This is a genomic window from Veillonella sp. 3627, from assembly GCF_003992195.1.
In the GTDB taxonomy this organism is placed as follows: Bacteria; Bacillota; Negativicutes; order Veillonellales; family Veillonellaceae; genus F0422.
Genome location: NZ_RQVG01000006.1, coordinates 35,624 through 53,323, shown reverse-complemented (window position 1 = coordinate 53,323; position 17,700 = coordinate 35,624). Strand labels below are relative to the sequence as shown.

Annotated in this window: 15 protein-coding genes and 1 other RNA gene; all 16 read right to left on the bottom strand. The window is 40.8% G+C overall.

Going from position 1 to position 17,700, the window contains the following annotated elements; genetic code table 11:
* Nucleotides 1–157: 157 nt before the first annotated feature.
* The 16 genes from EO114_RS04280 to EO114_RS04205 all read right to left on the bottom strand — a co-directional run bounded on the left by EO114_RS04280 (nt 158) and on the right by EO114_RS04205 (nt 17,434).
* A complete protein-coding gene (locus tag EO114_RS04280; RefSeq protein ID WP_127011040.1) occupies nt 158–865 on the bottom strand; it encodes a uracil-DNA glycosylase in 708 nt (235 codons plus the stop codon).
* Nucleotides 866–875: 10 nt separating this feature from the next.
* On the bottom strand, nt 876–2,477 hold the full coding sequence (locus tag EO114_RS04275) for a glycosyltransferase family 39 protein (protein WP_127061734.1): 1,602 nt from the start codon (nt 2,475–2,477) through the stop codon (nt 876–878).
* Nucleotides 2,478–2,487: 10 nt separating this feature from the next.
* Nucleotides 2,488–3,057, bottom strand: coding sequence for a DedA family protein (locus EO114_RS04270; RefSeq protein ID WP_370447306.1), 570 nt, complete (start codon nt 3,055–3,057; stop codon nt 2,488–2,490).
* Nucleotides 3,058–3,111: 54 nt separating this feature from the next.
* On the bottom strand, nt 3,112–4,062 hold the full coding sequence (locus tag EO114_RS04265; protein WP_009353188.1) for a cation diffusion facilitator family transporter: 951 nt from the start codon (nt 4,060–4,062) through the stop codon (nt 3,112–3,114).
* 230 nt (nt 4,063–4,292) lie between these two features.
* The gene (speC, locus tag EO114_RS04260; RefSeq protein WP_127061730.1) at nt 4,293–6,476 is read right to left on the bottom strand and encodes an ornithine decarboxylase; all 2,184 of its coding nucleotides are present in this window, start codon (nt 6,474–6,476) and stop codon (nt 4,293–4,295) included.
* A gap of 87 nt (nt 6,477–6,563) precedes the next feature.
* Nucleotides 6,564–7,862, bottom strand: a complete 1,299-nt coding sequence (locus tag EO114_RS04255) for an adenylosuccinate synthase (RefSeq protein ID WP_127061728.1) — start codon at nt 7,860–7,862, stop codon at nt 6,564–6,566.
* Between the two features lie 184 nt (nt 7,863–8,046).
* The gene (locus tag EO114_RS04250; RefSeq protein ID WP_127061726.1) at nt 8,047–10,695 is read right to left on the bottom strand and encodes a 3'-5' exonuclease; all 2,649 of its coding nucleotides are present in this window, start codon (nt 10,693–10,695) and stop codon (nt 8,047–8,049) included.
* Between the two features lie 14 nt (nt 10,696–10,709).
* On the bottom strand, nt 10,710–10,943 hold the full coding sequence (locus EO114_RS04245; RefSeq protein ID WP_370447305.1) for a hypothetical protein: 234 nt from the start codon (nt 10,941–10,943) through the stop codon (nt 10,710–10,712).
* A complete protein-coding gene (gene recR, locus EO114_RS04240; RefSeq protein ID WP_009353178.1) occupies nt 10,943–11,536 on the bottom strand; it encodes a recombination mediator RecR in 594 nt (197 codons plus the stop codon). Before recR ends, EO114_RS04245 begins: the two co-directional genes overlap by 1 nt.
* Before the next feature lies 1 nt (nt 11,537).
* On the bottom strand, nt 11,538–11,867 hold the full coding sequence (locus EO114_RS04235; RefSeq protein WP_009353175.1) for a YbaB/EbfC family nucleoid-associated protein: 330 nt from the start codon (nt 11,865–11,867) through the stop codon (nt 11,538–11,540).
* A 15-nt stretch (nt 11,868–11,882) separates the two neighbouring features.
* Nucleotides 11,883–14,177 carry a DNA polymerase III subunit gamma/tau gene (gene dnaX, locus EO114_RS04230; protein WP_127061724.1) on the bottom strand — a complete coding sequence of 765 codons (2,295 nt, stop codon included), beginning with the start codon at nt 14,175–14,177 and terminating at the stop codon, nt 11,883–11,885.
* Between the two features lie 55 nt (nt 14,178–14,232).
* An RNA gene (ffs, locus tag EO114_RS04225) (signal recognition particle sRNA large type) lies at nt 14,233–14,373 on the bottom strand.
* Between the two features lie 337 nt (nt 14,374–14,710).
* Nucleotides 14,711–15,355, bottom strand: a complete 645-nt coding sequence (locus tag EO114_RS04220) for a DUF421 domain-containing protein (protein ID WP_062403522.1) — start codon at nt 15,353–15,355, stop codon at nt 14,711–14,713.
* Between the two features lies 1 nt (nt 15,356).
* Nucleotides 15,357–15,818: a DUF3290 family protein gene (locus EO114_RS04215; RefSeq protein WP_009353185.1), complete on the bottom strand. Its 462-nt coding sequence runs from the start codon at nt 15,816–15,818 to the stop codon at nt 15,357–15,359.
* A gap of 16 nt (nt 15,819–15,834) precedes the next feature.
* Entirely contained in the window at nt 15,835–16,386 is a 552-nt protein-coding gene (locus tag EO114_RS04210) for a TIGR01440 family protein (protein WP_127061722.1), read from the bottom strand.
* Between the two features lie 169 nt (nt 16,387–16,555).
* On the bottom strand, nt 16,556–17,434 hold the full coding sequence (locus EO114_RS04205; RefSeq protein ID WP_009353199.1) for a mechanosensitive ion channel family protein: 879 nt from the start codon (nt 17,432–17,434) through the stop codon (nt 16,556–16,558).
* Nucleotides 17,435–17,700: the final 266 nt, after the last annotated feature.

Genomic DNA, 17,700 nt, shown 5'->3' with positions numbered 1-17,700 from the left:
AAAAAATAAGTTCCAAATAAAATAGAGGAAAGTTGAGCAATATCAACCTTCCTCTATTTTTTAATCCACCGCAAGAAAAGCCGTAGTGCTTACTGAAAACTTTCGCGTAGGGCAGTTTTCAGAAGCGCTGCGGCTTTTCATCTTTTTGTATTACCTATTAAGCTTTCAGCTTTTCCTCAAGAAATTCCCGAAACTGCTGCTTATACAGCCCCGCTCCTCCATTGGCTGGATGGCGCAAGGTAGCTTGTACTTCTACCCCATACTCCGCCAAGGTAAGACTCGCTTTTTGACCCACTCCAAGGATCTGTGCCCTAGGGAACAAATCTAAGAGCTGTTTCGTATAGGTCCACCCTAAGTCTAATTCTTGCTTTGTAGGAGTCCGGTTCGTCAAGCCATCTATTCCTTTAAAGGGATGAAATGGAAAAATGTTCCACAACACCACTTCATAAGGGTCTATATTAGCTTCTAACATGGCATTCCACACCACAGAATCAGTAGGCTCATTAAAGCCCTTTTCTTTTTGTGTCGGTTTTATAATATACTCGCTCTTTGGATTACTAGTTCGTTTCGGCTCCAATCCAGTAAACACCATAGATGGGGTTACCGTAGGGTGATGCCCTAAGAGCATTCTTTCACAGGTCATGGCAATCCCTGTAAATCGCCCTCCTTGATAGCCCACCGCTTCTGCTATGATGAGAATTTTAGCACGCTCTAATCGCTGCTCCAAATAGGCTTGTAACTGTTTTCTCCGAATGGAGCTCGCTCTCTGATTAGTATCATAGCGTTCATCAAAATCATTCCAAGGATTATACACATAGGGACTAGAAAATCCTTTTAATTGTCGCATCAATCGTTCTACTGACATAGATACCTCACTATTTGGAATGCAATAGTACTACCTTAGAACTACTTTCATCACGTTCTAAATATTGACCTACTGAAGATTCCTCTAATTCTTTACCATAATTTTTATTGGTAATTATGAGCATCCGTTCCCCAGATTGCAAGCGTTTAAATAACTCTTGTTCCTCAATTTGAGGCATCACATTCTTACCGTTCCACTTCGCACTGCGCTGTACATTATACTTCGCCAATCGTTCTGGACTAGGCTCTACTCGCACGGGTGTCACATCTAAATAATACGGCACTGACGCCGCATATTCCCCATAATAATACACAGGTCCATGAAAGCTGCGTATCTGTTCATGATAGGTCACAGAAGAACGCAAGCCCAAGAATGGTACCAACCCTTCCATAAGCACAATACCTAGTACTACCAAGGTACCCATCCCCACTGTGAAAGGCATCATCAATCGTTTCCGATACCAATAACACCCACCTAGGAATAAGGTAAGACCTACGACAACAGCTCGAAGAATCCACCAAAAGCCCCAAGGTGCAAAGAATGTTCCAATCCCAAGAGCCCACCATAATACTAAAGTCGGTCCCAATACCCACCACCAAGCACGGTGACTGGCATCTTTCAAAGAAATAATCCCAAAAGCTCCTAACAAGCTGAAAGGAATAACCGAAATAAAAGCATAGGTTGGATATTTCGTGGCCATCATTGTATAGAACAAAATTGTTCCCCATCCCATAATCATGGTATATAGATAGGCATCAGTTCTTGTTTTCCAACCCCGATACATACCATATAGAATGGCTCCCGTCCAAGGGAGAGAGCCTCCTAGGAAAATAGGTAGATAATACCACCAATGGTTTACCTCAGGATGTTCAGATTGGGTCGCTCTCGTTACATTATGAAGTCCTAAAAACCCATTGATAAATTCCATACCGTGAGTATGGTACATATATCCATACCAAGGCAAGACAACTGCTAAAAACACGAGGATACCTTGCCATGGAAATAAAGCTTTCACCATAGACCAAGATCGTTTAACCCCTGCATAAATCAGGAACAACAATCCCGGTAATACCAGCCCTACAGGACCTTTCGTCAATACTGCAATCCCCGCAAAGCCATAGGCTACTGCCATATACCATGGATTCTTAACTAGTAGTCCACGATAGGCGTAATAAAAGGTACCTACCGTGGCAAATAACAACACCATATCTGTGATGATACCATGGGCAATGGTCCATACGATGAGAGATGTGCCTAATATGAATGCTGATAACAAAGCGCCTAATCGTTGCCCTGTTAGGGTGCGCACCCCTTGGTAAACCATAGCCACTGATAAAGCCCCAAAAAGACCTGACGGAAAACGTGCTGCAAAGTCTGTCATACCGAATACAGAATAGGACAAACTTAATAGCCAATAAATCATAATTGGTTTATCAAACCAATAGTGCCCATAAATTTGTGGAGACAACCAATCTCCGGAAAGGACCATCTCTTTTGCGGTTAAAGCGTAATTCGACTCTACTGGATCCGACACTGGTAATAGATGGTTCCCTAGTACATAAACTCCTAAGAAAAAGAGAAATACTACATAGGTTACACGATGTAATTTCATAAGCATCTCCCTATTGTTTACGACGTTTCCAATATTTCAAACCATATACTACAGCTACCACTATAAACACTACAATCATAGCAATTAATAGTTCATGATTATACTCAATCAAGTCTTTCCAATGTTCCCCTAGCTTCATGCCTAGCCAAACTAATAAGATTGTCCAAGGAATGGTACCAACAGTAGTCCAAATCACAAAGGGGGTCATCGGATATTTAGCCACTCCTGCAGGGAAGGAAATAAATGTACGCACCCCTGGTAATAAACGGCCAATAAACACAGCGGCACCACCATAGCGATTGAACAATTTTTCTGCAGCACCAAATTTATCTTCACTAAATAAGATATATTTCCCATATTTCATCAATACAGGTCTGCCACCATATTCCCCTAGCCAATAGGATAATACAGAACCCACAATACCCGCTACAACACCTACAATAATAGCCGTATTCAAATCAAATACGCCTTGAAATACTAAATACCCTGCGAACCCTAAAATAATTTCACTAGGAATCGGAATGTTCGCATTTTCTAGCACCATGCAAATAAACATGGCTGCATACCCATATGTCTCCATGATGGTCAATACATAATCCACTGTTGTCTCCTCATCGGAAGATAGTTATTAATCTCAATCTTCATCTTCTTCATCTAATAAATAATCTTTTGCCATCCACTTTTTCGTAGCTGTAAATGTGATCGTCACCCATTTCTCTGCAGGGTCACCACCAATGGCAAGGTCAATTTCATTGCGAATTTCATCTAATTCTACAATGGTTTGTTTTGGGAAATTCTTAGGAATTAAAATATCAATTTCAATCATTTTTACATTCCCATAGGCTTGTACACTAGTGACATAATCTTTAAATTTATACTTTTCCATGAAAGAATCCATAATAAATTGGATTCGATTATGTAATTTCAAAGGCGCTACACCCATAATTTGTTTCACCGATGGAATGATAATTTTTAAAGCAGACGGCATCATTTGTAACGATAAAATAATGAGCACAATAGGATCCACGTAGACCGCCCATTCTGCATAGCCAAAATGTTCTAGCCCAAAAGCCACTAAAAAGCTAACTAAAATCCCAGCTTCTAACATAGCATCGATGGACCAGCTAATATTATCGAATTTTACCAAATTAGATTGCAATTTTTTATTGATTTGGTGCACATAGAAATAATAGCACGTATCAGCAATGGTAAAAATTGTAGCATAGATGATAGCAGGTCCCACATGAACAGCACGACCGCCACCCAATAAATCCGTCAGTCCCGATAAAAAGGCATAACTTACAATCAGCAAGGTAAAACTACCTTCTGCAATCAACACTAAGGGTTCAAACTGCCAATAGCCAAACTGAAAGCGTTTGCTTGTTTCATTTGATACTAATCTGGATGTAATGATCATCATCACCTTAATAATCACGGCAATAAAAGACACGACCCCATCTAATAAGATGGCACTGGATCCGCTAAAGACCCCCATCATAGTGCCACCAATGGCCACAAATGACATGAGTATGGCCGATTGAATTAACAATCGTTGCTCCACTGCATGTTTATCTTGTATTAACATATACACTCCTATTTAATCTAGTGAGCTTTTCGCTCAAGTTTCCTATACCTATGTAAGAATATTTGTATCTATAACTACTTTATAGCCTATAGGCATTCTGTACGGTCTACACGCTATGAAATAGTTTTATGCATTCATATACAAGTATATATAAAAACGATGTATCATACAAGTACGATACACCATTTCTATTCATTGTGAGTACAAATTTATATATAGAATCCTCTATACTATCGCGATTCATAGGACTTTTGTAAAACATAGGCAAAGGCTTTTTTAGTGCCATCCTCTTGCTCTTGCAAGTACACCCCTTGAATTTCTGGGGCAAAGCCAGGCAATCGATTAATCCCTTCTTCTAAGGCTAAGAAATAATCTCGTGCCGTCTCTGACCAGCGCTCACCTGGCTGTACACAGAGCACTCCTGGTGGATATGGCAAGGCTCCTTCTAACGCCATACGCCCCACTGCCTCAGACACAGGCACTAACTCGCCATAGCCTCGAACAAAATCAAAGTTTGCTTCTTGTGGTGATTTTACATAATCAGGAAAATACTCTTGTAAAAATAATTTCCGTTGTAAATCACTCACATTACGATCTTTATAAAAATCATGCATTTCTTGGCAAAGTTGACGAATTGTATATCCATCATAGGCCTTCCAGTGTTGATGATACACATAGGGCAATACTTCTTCCAACGGAGCATCTCTATCGATGAGCCTTTCAAACTCCACTAAATGAGATACTAATTGATCCATCTTTTTCTTCGTTTCCGCTGGCGTCATTAAGAATAATATAGTATTTAAATCGCATTTCTCTGGGATGATATGGCGATCGCGCAAGTAATGCGCCAAAATCGTAGCCGGTATACCAAAAGATTCATAGTCCCCTGTTTCTACATCAATACCAGGTGTAATCAATTGAAACTTACAAGGGTCAATGAAGTATTGGTTCTCTCCATAGCCTTGGAAGGAGTGCCATTTTCCATTCGGTTCAAACCGAAAGTAGGATAGGTCCTCTGCCATGCGTTCCGTATCACCATCTTCCCAACATTGACCATGCACCATAGGTGGCACTAGTGGTCGTATATACTGACACCGGGTTAGCACTGATTTACGAGCTTCGATAGCCACTTTTACACACTCTTTCCACAGATATTGACCACCTAATCCTTCATGCATTTTCGCATTCACATCTAAGGATGCAAATAAGGGATAAAAGGGAGATGTAGAGGCATGCATCATAAAGGCATTGTTCATCCGTTTATGGTTTACATACCGCGCTTGTCCTTTGATGTGTCTATCTTTTTTATGCACCTGAGAGGCCTGAGAAAATCCCGCTTGTTGCTTATGTACTGATTGCGTCACGAGAATACCCGGATCATTGGGGCCTAATTCTAATAATAAAGGACTGCAATCTTTCATCATGGTAATAAATTGTTCGTATCCTACCCAAGCAGAATCAAACAAAATATAATCACAAAGATGTCCAATCCGATCTACCACTTGTCGTGCATTATAAATAGTACCATCATAGGTACCTAGCTGAATCACTGCCAACCGAATAGGCCGTTCTTCCTTTGCTTTCTCTGGGTCTCTTTGCGCCACTAACTGACGGATATAGCTTTCTTCAAAGCAATGGTCTAGAATCCCGCCGATGGACCCAAATGGATTTCGTGCCGTTTCCAAGTACACTGGTGTCGCCCCCGCTTGCACTAAAGCACCATGAGAAATAGACTTATGGTTATTCCTATCATAGAGCACCACATCTTCTGGTGCTAACAAGGCATTGAGAACCATTTTATTGGCGGAAGAGGTACCATTCAATACAAAATAGGTTTTATCCGCATTGAATACATCCGCTGCATGCTGTTGTGCATCACAAGCAGGTCCTTCATGAATGAGTAAGTCTCCTAATTTCACATCTGCATTGCATAAATCACTGGTAAATATATTAGGGCCATAGAAATCATAAAAAGCATGCCCTGCGGGATGTCTTTTAAAGAAGTCACCCCCTTGATGTCCGGGACAATCAAATTGAAGATTGCCATTGGTAGAATACTTAGATAAGGCCCTAAAAAATGGTGGCAACACCCCATATTCATAGCGTATGGCTGCGGTCTCAACATCCTCTGTCATTCTAAGTTCATCTAATGTATGTGCCGTATATATCCTCATGTTCGGCAAATAATCACCAGCTTTAATAAGAGCATCTCCATCTTTTGTGATTACAAAGAGAGGAATGGAAAAGGCTTGCACCTGTGGATGGTGAACCACATCTTTAACATACGTATCACTGACCACGATGGCAGACACCTCCGTAAAGTCTGCCGTCTCCACATCCACCGTAGGATATGTTATGTACTCTTTCAACAGTTCTGTCACATCCTGAGAGAGTGCTACGGACAATCGTTTCATAGTGCGATCTCCTTACTTTCAAATACACATCAATCTGCCATAAATAAAATAGAGACCCAAAATGGGTCTCTACATGGTACATTGCGATTAAGCAAATACATTCACTAAGTCAATCGTTTGATCACGACCAGGACCTACAGAAACGATACCTACTTGTACGCCAGTTACTTCTGCAATGCGTTCGACATAACGACGTGCTGCTTCTGGTAATTCTTCATACTTGCGGATACCGGAAATATCTGTTTTCCAACCTGGGAATGTTTCGTATACTGGTTCACATTCTGCTAATACATCTAAGCTAGCAGGGAATCCTTGTACAGGCTCACCATTGCGAGTATAACCTACACAAATTTTCACTTCATCCAAACCATCTAAGATATCAAGGCGAGTGATTGCCAAATAATCCAAGCTATTCAATGCTGCACCATAAGTCACAACGGATAAATCTAACCAACCACAACGACGAGAACGACCTGTAACAGTACCGAACTCATGGCCTGTTTTACGAAGGTATTCACCAGTTTCATCTAATAGTTCAGAAGGGAATGGCCCTTCACCAACACGAGTAGAGTATGCTTTTACTACGCCAAAGATATTTTTTAAGTAGTTAGGACCTACACCAGCGCCCACAGACGCACCGCCTGCTACTGGATGAGAGCTAGTTACGAATGGATATGTACCATGATCAAGGTCAAGCATCGTTGCTTGGGCCCCTTCAAACAATACTTTTTTACCAGATTTGATAGCATCAATCACGGCAAAGTTTGTATCTTTTACAAATGGACGTAATTGTTCTGCATAGCCTAAATAATCTTTTAAAATTTCTTCAAAGTTAACTGGCTCAAAACCATATACGGCTGTTAACATTTTATTTTTCAATTCTACGTTGAATTTAAGTTTCTTCTCAAATACAACTGGATCCATTAAATCGCAAATGCGAATGCCAATACGATTTACTTTATCTGCATAGCATGGACCAATACCATTTTTTGTAGTACCGATTTTAGCATCGCCTTTCACAGATTCTTCCGCTTCATCTAAACGATTATGATACGGTAAAATCACGTGAGCACGGTCAGAAATATATAAAGATTTTGCACTTTTACCTTCTTTTTCAAGGTTTGCAATTTCTTCCAACAATACCTTAGGGTCCACAACGACACCAGTACCAATGATATTCATTTTATCATCGTAAAGAATACCGCTAGGCAATAAACGCAATGCGAAAGATTTACCATCTACGACTACTGTATGACCTGCATTATTACCACCTTGGCTACGTACTACCACATCAGCGCGTTCAGATAAATAATCAACGATTTTACCTTTACCTTCATCGCCCCATTGTGTGCCAATTACCATACTTGTTGCTACATTGGTTCCCATATGAATTGCCTCCATTACATCATAGAACTTTCTATCGTAATGACTACATTAAGTCATCGCTCTGAAAGTTCTTCCATTATTAGTATTACCTTCGTAAATAGGCGCCTAACGTACACTATTTACACTTTATTATAGCATAGATTGAAAACATTGGGGTAGTTATTCCCTACAAATTCCCATATCTTTATGATGAGCCCAACCGCTTTATAAATTCTTCTGGAATGGACGATAAGAATCGACTTGGTTGTTGCCAATACCCATTTGCATTAACCTTTGCATAGGTAATGGTCAAGTGTTTCTTAGCACGGGTTAACGCCACATAGAAAATACGTTTTTCTTCTTCTAATTTACCATCTTTAACGGCAAAGTAGAACGGAAGTCCCCCATCATGTGCACTAGCAATAAAGACATTTTCAAATTCACTGCCTTTGGCTTGATGGACCGTAATGATGGGGATACGACTGTCTCCTTTTCGTCGGAACATGCCCTCTCCCGAGTGAAGAGCAGACATTTCTAATATCTCTTTCACACCATCACGGCCTACATAGTGTGGATGTTCCGCTTCTAACTCTTTCATGATGCGGTATAGTTCGCGAATACTAGTTAATCTACGTTCCCCAGTGGGATCTTCTTTTACTTTCTTCTGATAGTGTTCCACTAGGCCCATATCATTCATAATATAGACAAGAATTTCTGTAGGTTTACTCGTAGTCCACTTACTTCGTAAAGTATCCATAGAGGCAGCAATATTGGCAAATGTATCTCTATATTTATTTATAAATGCCATACGCTGTGCTTTCGTAGGAAGGATATTTTCTTTCATTGCATACACCAATAATTTACCCGTCGCTATAATATCGTCCATGGCATTATGAGTAGACTGATGATCAATGGGAAAGTATCCACTTAAAAATTCTAGTTTATGGTTCGGCAAATTTGGATAGAACCGACGGTATATATCTAAGGTATCATAGATGGCTTGTACCCTTGGCATAGCTACACCATGTCGGCTACACTCTTGCTCTAATATGCTCATATCGTACTGCACATTATGACCGACAATCATGGACCCATCAGCAAACTGTCTGAATGCTTCCAGTACAGTTCGTGCATCACCACCAACCTTTTGTAAGTGCGCATCACTAAAGCCATGGACTAATTCTGAATCCCCTACAGGCACGCCGGGATTGATAAATCGTTCGAAGGTATCAATGGTATTGCCTTCTTCATCGATGCGGATAGCTGCCATCTGCACAATGCGATCTTCCAGTATATTTACACCTGTCGTTTCCACATCAAATACAATGATATCTTTAGTCACTAGCCCTTTTTCTAATTGCTCATAAGGCTCTCGTGTAAAGATATTTGTGCTCATAAAATCGGTGATCCGCAACCCAGTTTTTCTCACTGCTGTGCTTTCTAATTCCTCTATGCGCTTATCACCAACTCCTTTGACAAAAGTTCGAATGATCCGTTTTGTACTCATCAAATCCCAAGGGTTCACTAAGCATTTAAAAAATGCCAATACATCCTTAATTTCTAACCGTCGGAAAAATTTTAATTCATCTGCCAAAATAAATTTTAGTTGCATCTTTTCTGGCAATTGTCGATTACATCGTTTAAATTGTTCACTTAATCGTACGGCTTGTTTATTGGTGCGCACCAAAATTCCTACAGGGGGCATCTCTTCGCCAGTTCTCAGCTGTTGAATAGATTGAAATATATACCTAGCCTCATCCTGAGCATCTGCAGCAGCATATATCGAAATAGGCTCACCTTGCTGTGTGGCTATCGCTTTCGGTTCTTTTTGATACAACTCTCGCACCCGCTGAGGGAACATATCTTTCAACATGGAAAAAGCTCCCTTAAACAGCATCTGATTAGACCGATAGTTTGTATCAAACACTAATTCTATGGGGTTATACTCTCTGCGATACCGATCGATTAATGTAATCGGATTAGAACCACGCCATTCATAAATAGTTTGAAAGTAATCCCCACAGAGCAAGATATGGTTACCCTTCCACATGGTGTTCATCACTTCATATTCTAACTCGCTAGTGTCTTGCATTTCATCTACTGCAATATAGGAATAGCGCTGACGCCAACGATTAGCTACCTCAGGGCGCTGAAAGATTTGGTGTACCCTCGTAATTAAATCTGCAAAATCTAGTCCATTCAATGAACGTAATCGCCATTCGTATTCCATCAATACTTGTAGCCCTTTTTCTTCTAAAAATTTGGCAGTATCTTCTGACATGATGCTATACCAAACGGACTGTTCCCGTTGCATACGCTTGATTGTCCGTGCGTAATCCTCTTGTATATTAGCAGAATAATATTGATACTTCGATCGATGCTCTTTCACTTCGCTGATAACCTCACGAATCGTTTTGGCATGTATTTTGAGTGCCATAAGACCTTGCTCTTCACTATAGGCTTTCACAAGATTCGGCAAACATTCACTCAACAATTCCTCTACATCTTCTTCGTCAAAGATGAGAAATTCTTTAAACAAATCTTCTTGTAATTTTGCTTCTTCTTGCAAAATGGTATAACAAAAGCTGTGAAATGTAGATACTTTCACAGCTTGTGCCTCTTGTCCTACAATCGCAATCATGCGTTCTTTCATTTCACGACACGCTTTATTCGTAAATGTTAAACACAAAATTTGATCCCCAGTGGCACGTCCCGTTTCCAAGATATGTGCCACCCGATAGGACAATGTATTTGTTTTTCCCGTTCCTGCAGAAGCTAGCAATACAATATTTCTATCTAATTCCTGTACAACTTGTTGTTGAATGTCATTAAGTACCACAGTATTTGATTGCATAGTTGCTCCTTATTTTACCAATGAAAGTACGCTAATCCTAGCACTGGTATAGGCCCTAACACGGCTGTTAGTGCCCACAACATAATATTCATATCCAAGGGAATATGGAATACTTCTGTAATCACTGCATAGGTAATCATACCTAAAAAGACATTGGTTGCTACCCGTTTGATAGTAAACCATGCTACCTTAATAATCATCCAAGCTACAACAACAGCTACTACAGCTTGTAATATGTAATCCATCATTACCTCATTTCTTGACGATGTAATACAGCACCGCTCAAGGTCACCTCATCAGCGTATTCAATATCCCCGCCTACAGGAATACCACGGGCAATACGAGTGACCTTAATCCCCGTAGGTTGCAATAATCGAGCAATGTATAGAGCCGTTGCTTCCCCTTCTACATCAGGATCTGTGGCGATGATAACCTCTTGCACTGTATTATCTTGAAGGCGCAACATGAGCTCTTTCAAGCGGATGTCTTCTACGCCTACCCCATCAATAGGGGACAAAGCCCCTTCCAACACATGGTATAACCCTTTATAGTCACCACTACGTTCGATGGCGATGACATCACGGGATGTTTCCACCACACAAATCATCGATCTGTCCCTTTTAGAGCTCGCACAAAATTCACAAGGATCTTGAGCAGATAAATTAAAGCATTGGGAACATCTATGTGTGGCTTCTTTCGCTGCAAGGATGGTTTCTACCAAGCGTTGTACATCTTCTGCATCTGCCTCAATGAGATGGTATGCTAATCGTCTAGCCGATTTAGCCCCCACCCCTGGTAGGCGACGCAACTCTTCTACTAATCGTTCTAAAGGATTTGTCATATTAGAACATACCTGGCATTCCAGGAAGTTTCAAGTTTCCTGTGACAGCCCCTAATTTTTTCTCTGCCACTTCTTTTGCTTTACGGTTCGCTTCATTCACAGCTGCTAAGATTAAATCTTCTAATGCTTCCACATCTTCTGGATCTACTGCAGCAGGAGCAATTTTAATGGACAATACTTCTTGTTCTCCATTCATTGTTACAGATACGGCACCACCACCGATAGATGCTTCTACCACGGTGTTTTTAATTTCTTCTTGTGCTTTTTCCATATCCTTTTGCATTTTTTGAACTTTTTTCAACATACCTTGCATATTACCGCCACCAAACATAGTGAACCTCCTTCATTACTTAGACAAATCGTCTACTTCTTTCACATAAATATCATACCCGCTAGCCTCCATGTGTTGTAAAGCATCATAGAGTAGAGTTTCTTGTTTTTCTTCATCACTGGCCTCGGCTGAAGACCATTTCGGCAATGTTCGTATCTCGTCTATGTCTTCTTCTGAAAGCATGCCTTTCCCCATTTCTTGATAGTAGGGGTTTAATACTTCCTCTGGATTCTCATAGACTGTGAGAAAATCATCAATAATGCCATCTACATTGGTAGGGTCGCTACCGGCGCCTACCTTTGAAGTGGTGTTTGTCCCTACATAAGTAGGTTTTCCGCTATCAGGCCTCGACGTTTCTACAGATACAGTTGGCATCTCCTCATCAGCTGTCACCGGGGTCGTTTCTTGCGCCGCAACAATTGGTCGTCCTATCCCTTCAGCTTCTTTAGTACCTTTCACCACAGGAGTCGTTACCCTTGGTTGTACCTGCGACTGTCCGCTTTGTTGTGAAGCCCCTCCAAAGGATTTTGCTGCCTCTAAGTATACCTGCAGTTTAGGGTCCTTCTTATCGATGGCTTTCACCACAATCGGCCGTCCTATCACTTGTTGAAACGCTTTCTTCCCACATTCTACATGTTGCGGTTGCACCAGAATAGGCCCTGCAATTGGTGTAGGAAACACCAAGATAGCTTGCTCTTGATCTAAGTACACCAAGGTTCCTTGCTGATAGATCGTATTTAGCAATCCATAGTTCTTGCCTCTCAACCATTTTATCACGTTTGCTAAAATCGTGCTATATTCATGAGGACTGACCATCCCCTGTCCTACAGTTAGCTCTTGCGCCGTGTCAAATATCGCCGTTTTAGGCTTTACCGATGGAGATGCTTTCTTCGGTAATGGTGGTGGCAAGGAGCTTTTACCAACAGAATCGGCCACTTTAGCTACACGAGGCGGTGGTAACGGGGATGTTGCTTTTACAGTTCTAGCTCTCACTGGTGAGACAGGTGGCAACAACACCTCATCCTCTACTGGATGAGGAATATCCTCCAAGACACCATCATATACATCCGTATCCGCCACAGGTGGTGCAGGTTCTACTACAGAGCTGGCAACTACAGGTCGTTGTTCCGCCCACTCATTTAGTTTTTGGAGCAATGCATCTTCTTGACGATTCACAAATTGTTCCATCGTCGTCATGCGACCTTCCAAGGTTTGGTAGGTACCTCCACCTAATTGTAATAGTGAAAGCAATCCCATTTCTACAATGACCCTAGGGTTATCTACTTGCTTTGCGTTATTTTGCACCGTTTGTAATACATTGATATAGCGTCCGATTTCCTCCATAGATAACTCATTCGTCTGTCCTAATAAGCGTTCTCTATGCGTATCATAAGCCAATAACTCTTCTGCCTCAGGTAATACTTTCGCCACAATCATAGCTCGCAGATGTTCTACTAAGGCCGTTACAATTTGGCGAGCATCACGCCCCATTTGTAGCGCTTCATCTACAGCTTGCAGTAAAGCTGCTCCATTACCGGATTTCAATATATCTACCATATCGAGGACCCAAGATTTGCTCACTAAGCCAATCATAGTCTCTACTAGAGGAGCTGTAATCATTTCCGAGGTCATACCAGAACATTGATCCAAAATACTCAAGGCATCACGTAAACCACCATCTGCATGGACTGCAATCACTTGTGCTGCCGCAGGATCAAGAGAGATATTACTTTCCTTCGCCACATGCAATAAATGGGCTGTAATATCTTTTGCTGTGATACGGCGGAATGTATAACGCTGACAACGAGATAAAATAGTAACCGGTAATTTCTCCGATTCTGTTGTGGCAAAAATGAACATCACATGACTTGGCGGTTCCTCGATAGTTTTCAACAAGGCATTCCATGCTTCATTGGTGAGCATGTGTGCTTCATCAATGATAAATACTTTTTTATGACCTACTACAGGCAAAAAGTTCACCTGTTCCCGCAAGGCACGCACTTCATCAATACCTCGATTGGAAGCCGCATCAATTTCGATCACATCCAAGGCTTGTCCTTGTAACATTTGCTGGCACGATTCACACTGACCACAAGGTGTATCTGTAGGTCCCTGTTCACAGTTAATAGCGCGCGCAAATATTTTTGCCATACTCGTTTTGCCCGTACCTCTAGGACCAGCAAATAAATAGGCATGGGCCACTTTATCTTCACGAATAGCTCGTTGTAATGTATCCGACACATGATGTTGACCCACAACATCTGTAAACTGTTTCGGTCTCCATCGTCTATATAACGCTAAATAACTCATAGCCCCTCCTTTCCCTTAAGATATGAAAAAAAGCAGCTAAGCTAGCTGCTTTACCATAGCACTCGAATCTGACAGCCCTATAGGTTTCCTCGTGGCACAAGAGAGTGACCGCTTAATGCTGCTCCAATCAAGGCCTGACATGGTTCACAGGCTCTCCTTGCACAAGCCCCATAGAACTGTCATATTCCAATGCTATTACCCTATCATTATACATGTTTTTCTATCCCTATTCAAGGGTATATACCTAATCCATCATAAATTGTGCTACACATTAGATGCTATTATTATAACAGAGTTAATTTGATAATTATCTCTTAAGTATCCCTTTATATGTACTAGTTTTCTTGTCCCTATTCTACAAGGATTGATTGTTATTTTTTGACATATGCAATTCTGAAGTATTACAAGAGTAGAAAATAGAAAGAAAAAAGGACGGCTGCCACCGTCCTTTTTTGAGTTTATGAAAGAATGCTCTAACTTCTTATATCTTTCTGCTCCAAGTATACACCATTCTATTCTAACATACAATGGGACTATACTCGATGCCCTTCATAGGGGTGCAGGATTAAATCTCCTTTGAAGTATTCTCCTACATAGATATCCCTAATGGAATATCCTTGATCTCGCACTTCTTCTTCCAACCAAGCCATGTCTTTATCGGCTAGGTCTAGAATATCTGGATCTACTACGCCATCTACAATAACAGGGTAGCGAATGATATCATCACCATTCATGACCAGCGTTAATTGACCATTTTGTTCTAGCACAGCACGGCGTACATCACTCACAAGGGTAACCCCTGCGCTCCGAAGTTTCAACTGCAAATCACTACCACGAAGGCCCCGTTTCAAACACTCTCCAACGCGAATCTTACCGCGATCAATGACAATGCTAGGACGTCCATCGATCAGCGTTTTAATCCATCGCACATGAGCGCTAAGAAAACGCAAGCCCATGACCACGATGGTCCAAGCAATCAACACTAGGAAGAATTGCAAGATACCAATACTTTCACTGTAGATAACAGCACCAATAATACCACCTAGTACATAGTTTTGTACCTGATCTAAGGCCGAGTTCGGCGCTAAATTTCCCTTACCCATCAAGTTCATTTGCAAAATGAGAGCTAAAATACCAAGGGCTAGCTTAATAAATACTAATGTATATCCTGTTAACATATTATCGCCCATCCTTCTTCACATCTACCACCTTAGGATTGCTATTAATCATCTCCACAGGTCGCAAAGAATAACCATCCTTATTCATAGTGAAAGTCACCTCAAAATAGGCTTCCTCAATATTGACGATCATACGATCTTGCACGCGCAATGTATTAACGCGAATCTTATCCTTAGGTACATCTGCACGTTCACTTAAATTATTTAAGAATTGCACCATATAGCTCGATTCTTCTGCACTATTAATATCACGAGTGTAATCATTAACTTGCAATCCTAATAAAAATACAAGCCCCAATACAATGATAATGCCCAAGTCACGGAACTTAGTATCAAAACGATTATACATAACTTTTACACCTACTACTAGCAATGCTACTAATAAAATAGATGTCATAATGTATTGCAACAGAGATGTAAACTCTCCTCGTTGCACCACATAAGCATAGGTATAAAATTCCATAATTACCTCACAGTTCTTACTTTAACGCTTCATTATACTGCGCTCGATCTCCCCCTACAAATTTAGGACGTACACGAGCTGCTGTTACATGAGCTGCTCCAATTTCTTTTATACTTAGTCGCACAGGCACTGCCACATATTTTAGATGCATACCAATAAAAGTATCTCCAATGTCGATACCTGCATCAGCCTTTACATGCTCCACTAACACAGGATCCGACCATATTGCATAGGCTGTAGTTGCCATAGAACCACCTGCATGTTGTACAGGCACAGCATTCACTTCTTCATAGCCTCTAACCTCTGCGGCGTGACGTTCCATTACCAAGGCCCGATTAAGATGTTCACAACATTGAATAGCCACATCAAAGCTATATTCACGTTGTATTTCGAGCAGAGCTCTACACAAGTCTTTCGCCACATCGAGAGAGGAGTCCTTGCCAATATGTCCCCCTCTCACTTCGCTAGTGGAACATCCTACTACAAGTAGTTTACCTTCTTGCAGTTTTGCTGTCGTAGCCAATTCTGCTACAGCAGCTTTCATAGACTCATATATATTTTCATTCATAGGATTGCCTCCTCTTCATTGAGTACGAATCGACGTAAACAAGTATGCCATCGTCTTAGTGTATTATTTACCATATGCACTATACATGATAGGCATGGAATAGCATTGCCCTTGGATATTCCGTACCCACCTATATCTTGCGGGTACGGAATAGGATTCTCTTAGGCTATTAGTTAGCCATGTGTACCACACGTTGAGGATACGGAATATCGATGCCTTCTGCATCAAAACGATCTTTCACATCGGACATAACACCATAATAGACTTCTCTAAAATCACTGGCGTTAATTAAAGGATAGGCAACAATGTTCACAGAACTATCGCCAAATTCTTTGATACCGATTTCTAAGGTATCCATATTATGAACCTTGCCTGTGCTCGCAAGAATTTCTTTGATAATCTCAATGGCCCGATGATGATCCGCATTATAGTTAATACCAAAGACAAACGTAATATAGCGTGTTGGTTCATAGTTGCTGTTCATCAAGTTATTGGATGTAATAGCCGAGTTCGGGATGAAGACAATTCGATTTTCTTTCGTCGCAATGGCGGTGTTAATTAAATGGATAGATTTCACAGAGCCTTCCACACCATTCACAGAAATCCAATCCCCTGCTTTAAAGGGTTTGAACGCCAAAATAATTAATCCCGAAGCTAAGTTGGACATGTTATTTTGCAACGCTAAACCAATGGCGATACCGAAGGCACCAAAAGCTGCCAAGAAGTTATTCGTCGGAAATCCCACTAAGGACAAAGCTGACAGCACGACTACGGACAAAATAGTGTAGTAAATAATTTGAGACGCAAAGCTGCGCACGGTTTGATCATAACCAGTGCGACTCATCAATTGTACTGACAACCGTCTTACAAATAAAGCTAAATAGCGGCCTATAATCAACACGATGATGGCTAAAATAATACTAGGTAAATATTCCAGTAATAAGGATTGCACATGATTAACAAAGGAAATACTTTCCTCTACATGCTCTGCTACCTTTTCAGTGCCTACCGCTGTGGCTGTGGCAACTTTTTCTTCTGCTAATAACATACATTATTCCTTTCCTATAACTATGTTGCAATAACTAACGCACAGTATATAATAGATAACCCACATACAATTACATTCTATGATAGCTATAAAACTAAACTTGTAAATATATTATCTTTAAGTATACGAAAAAAAGGTCTTTTGTCAAATATGATATCTGTTATGACACGGATAACTCCATATTTAGTATAGAAACACTTGCTGTCACCAACAGGTAACAAAAAACTTCTAGAGCCAAAAAATATAGGGTAGTTGATATACCTATC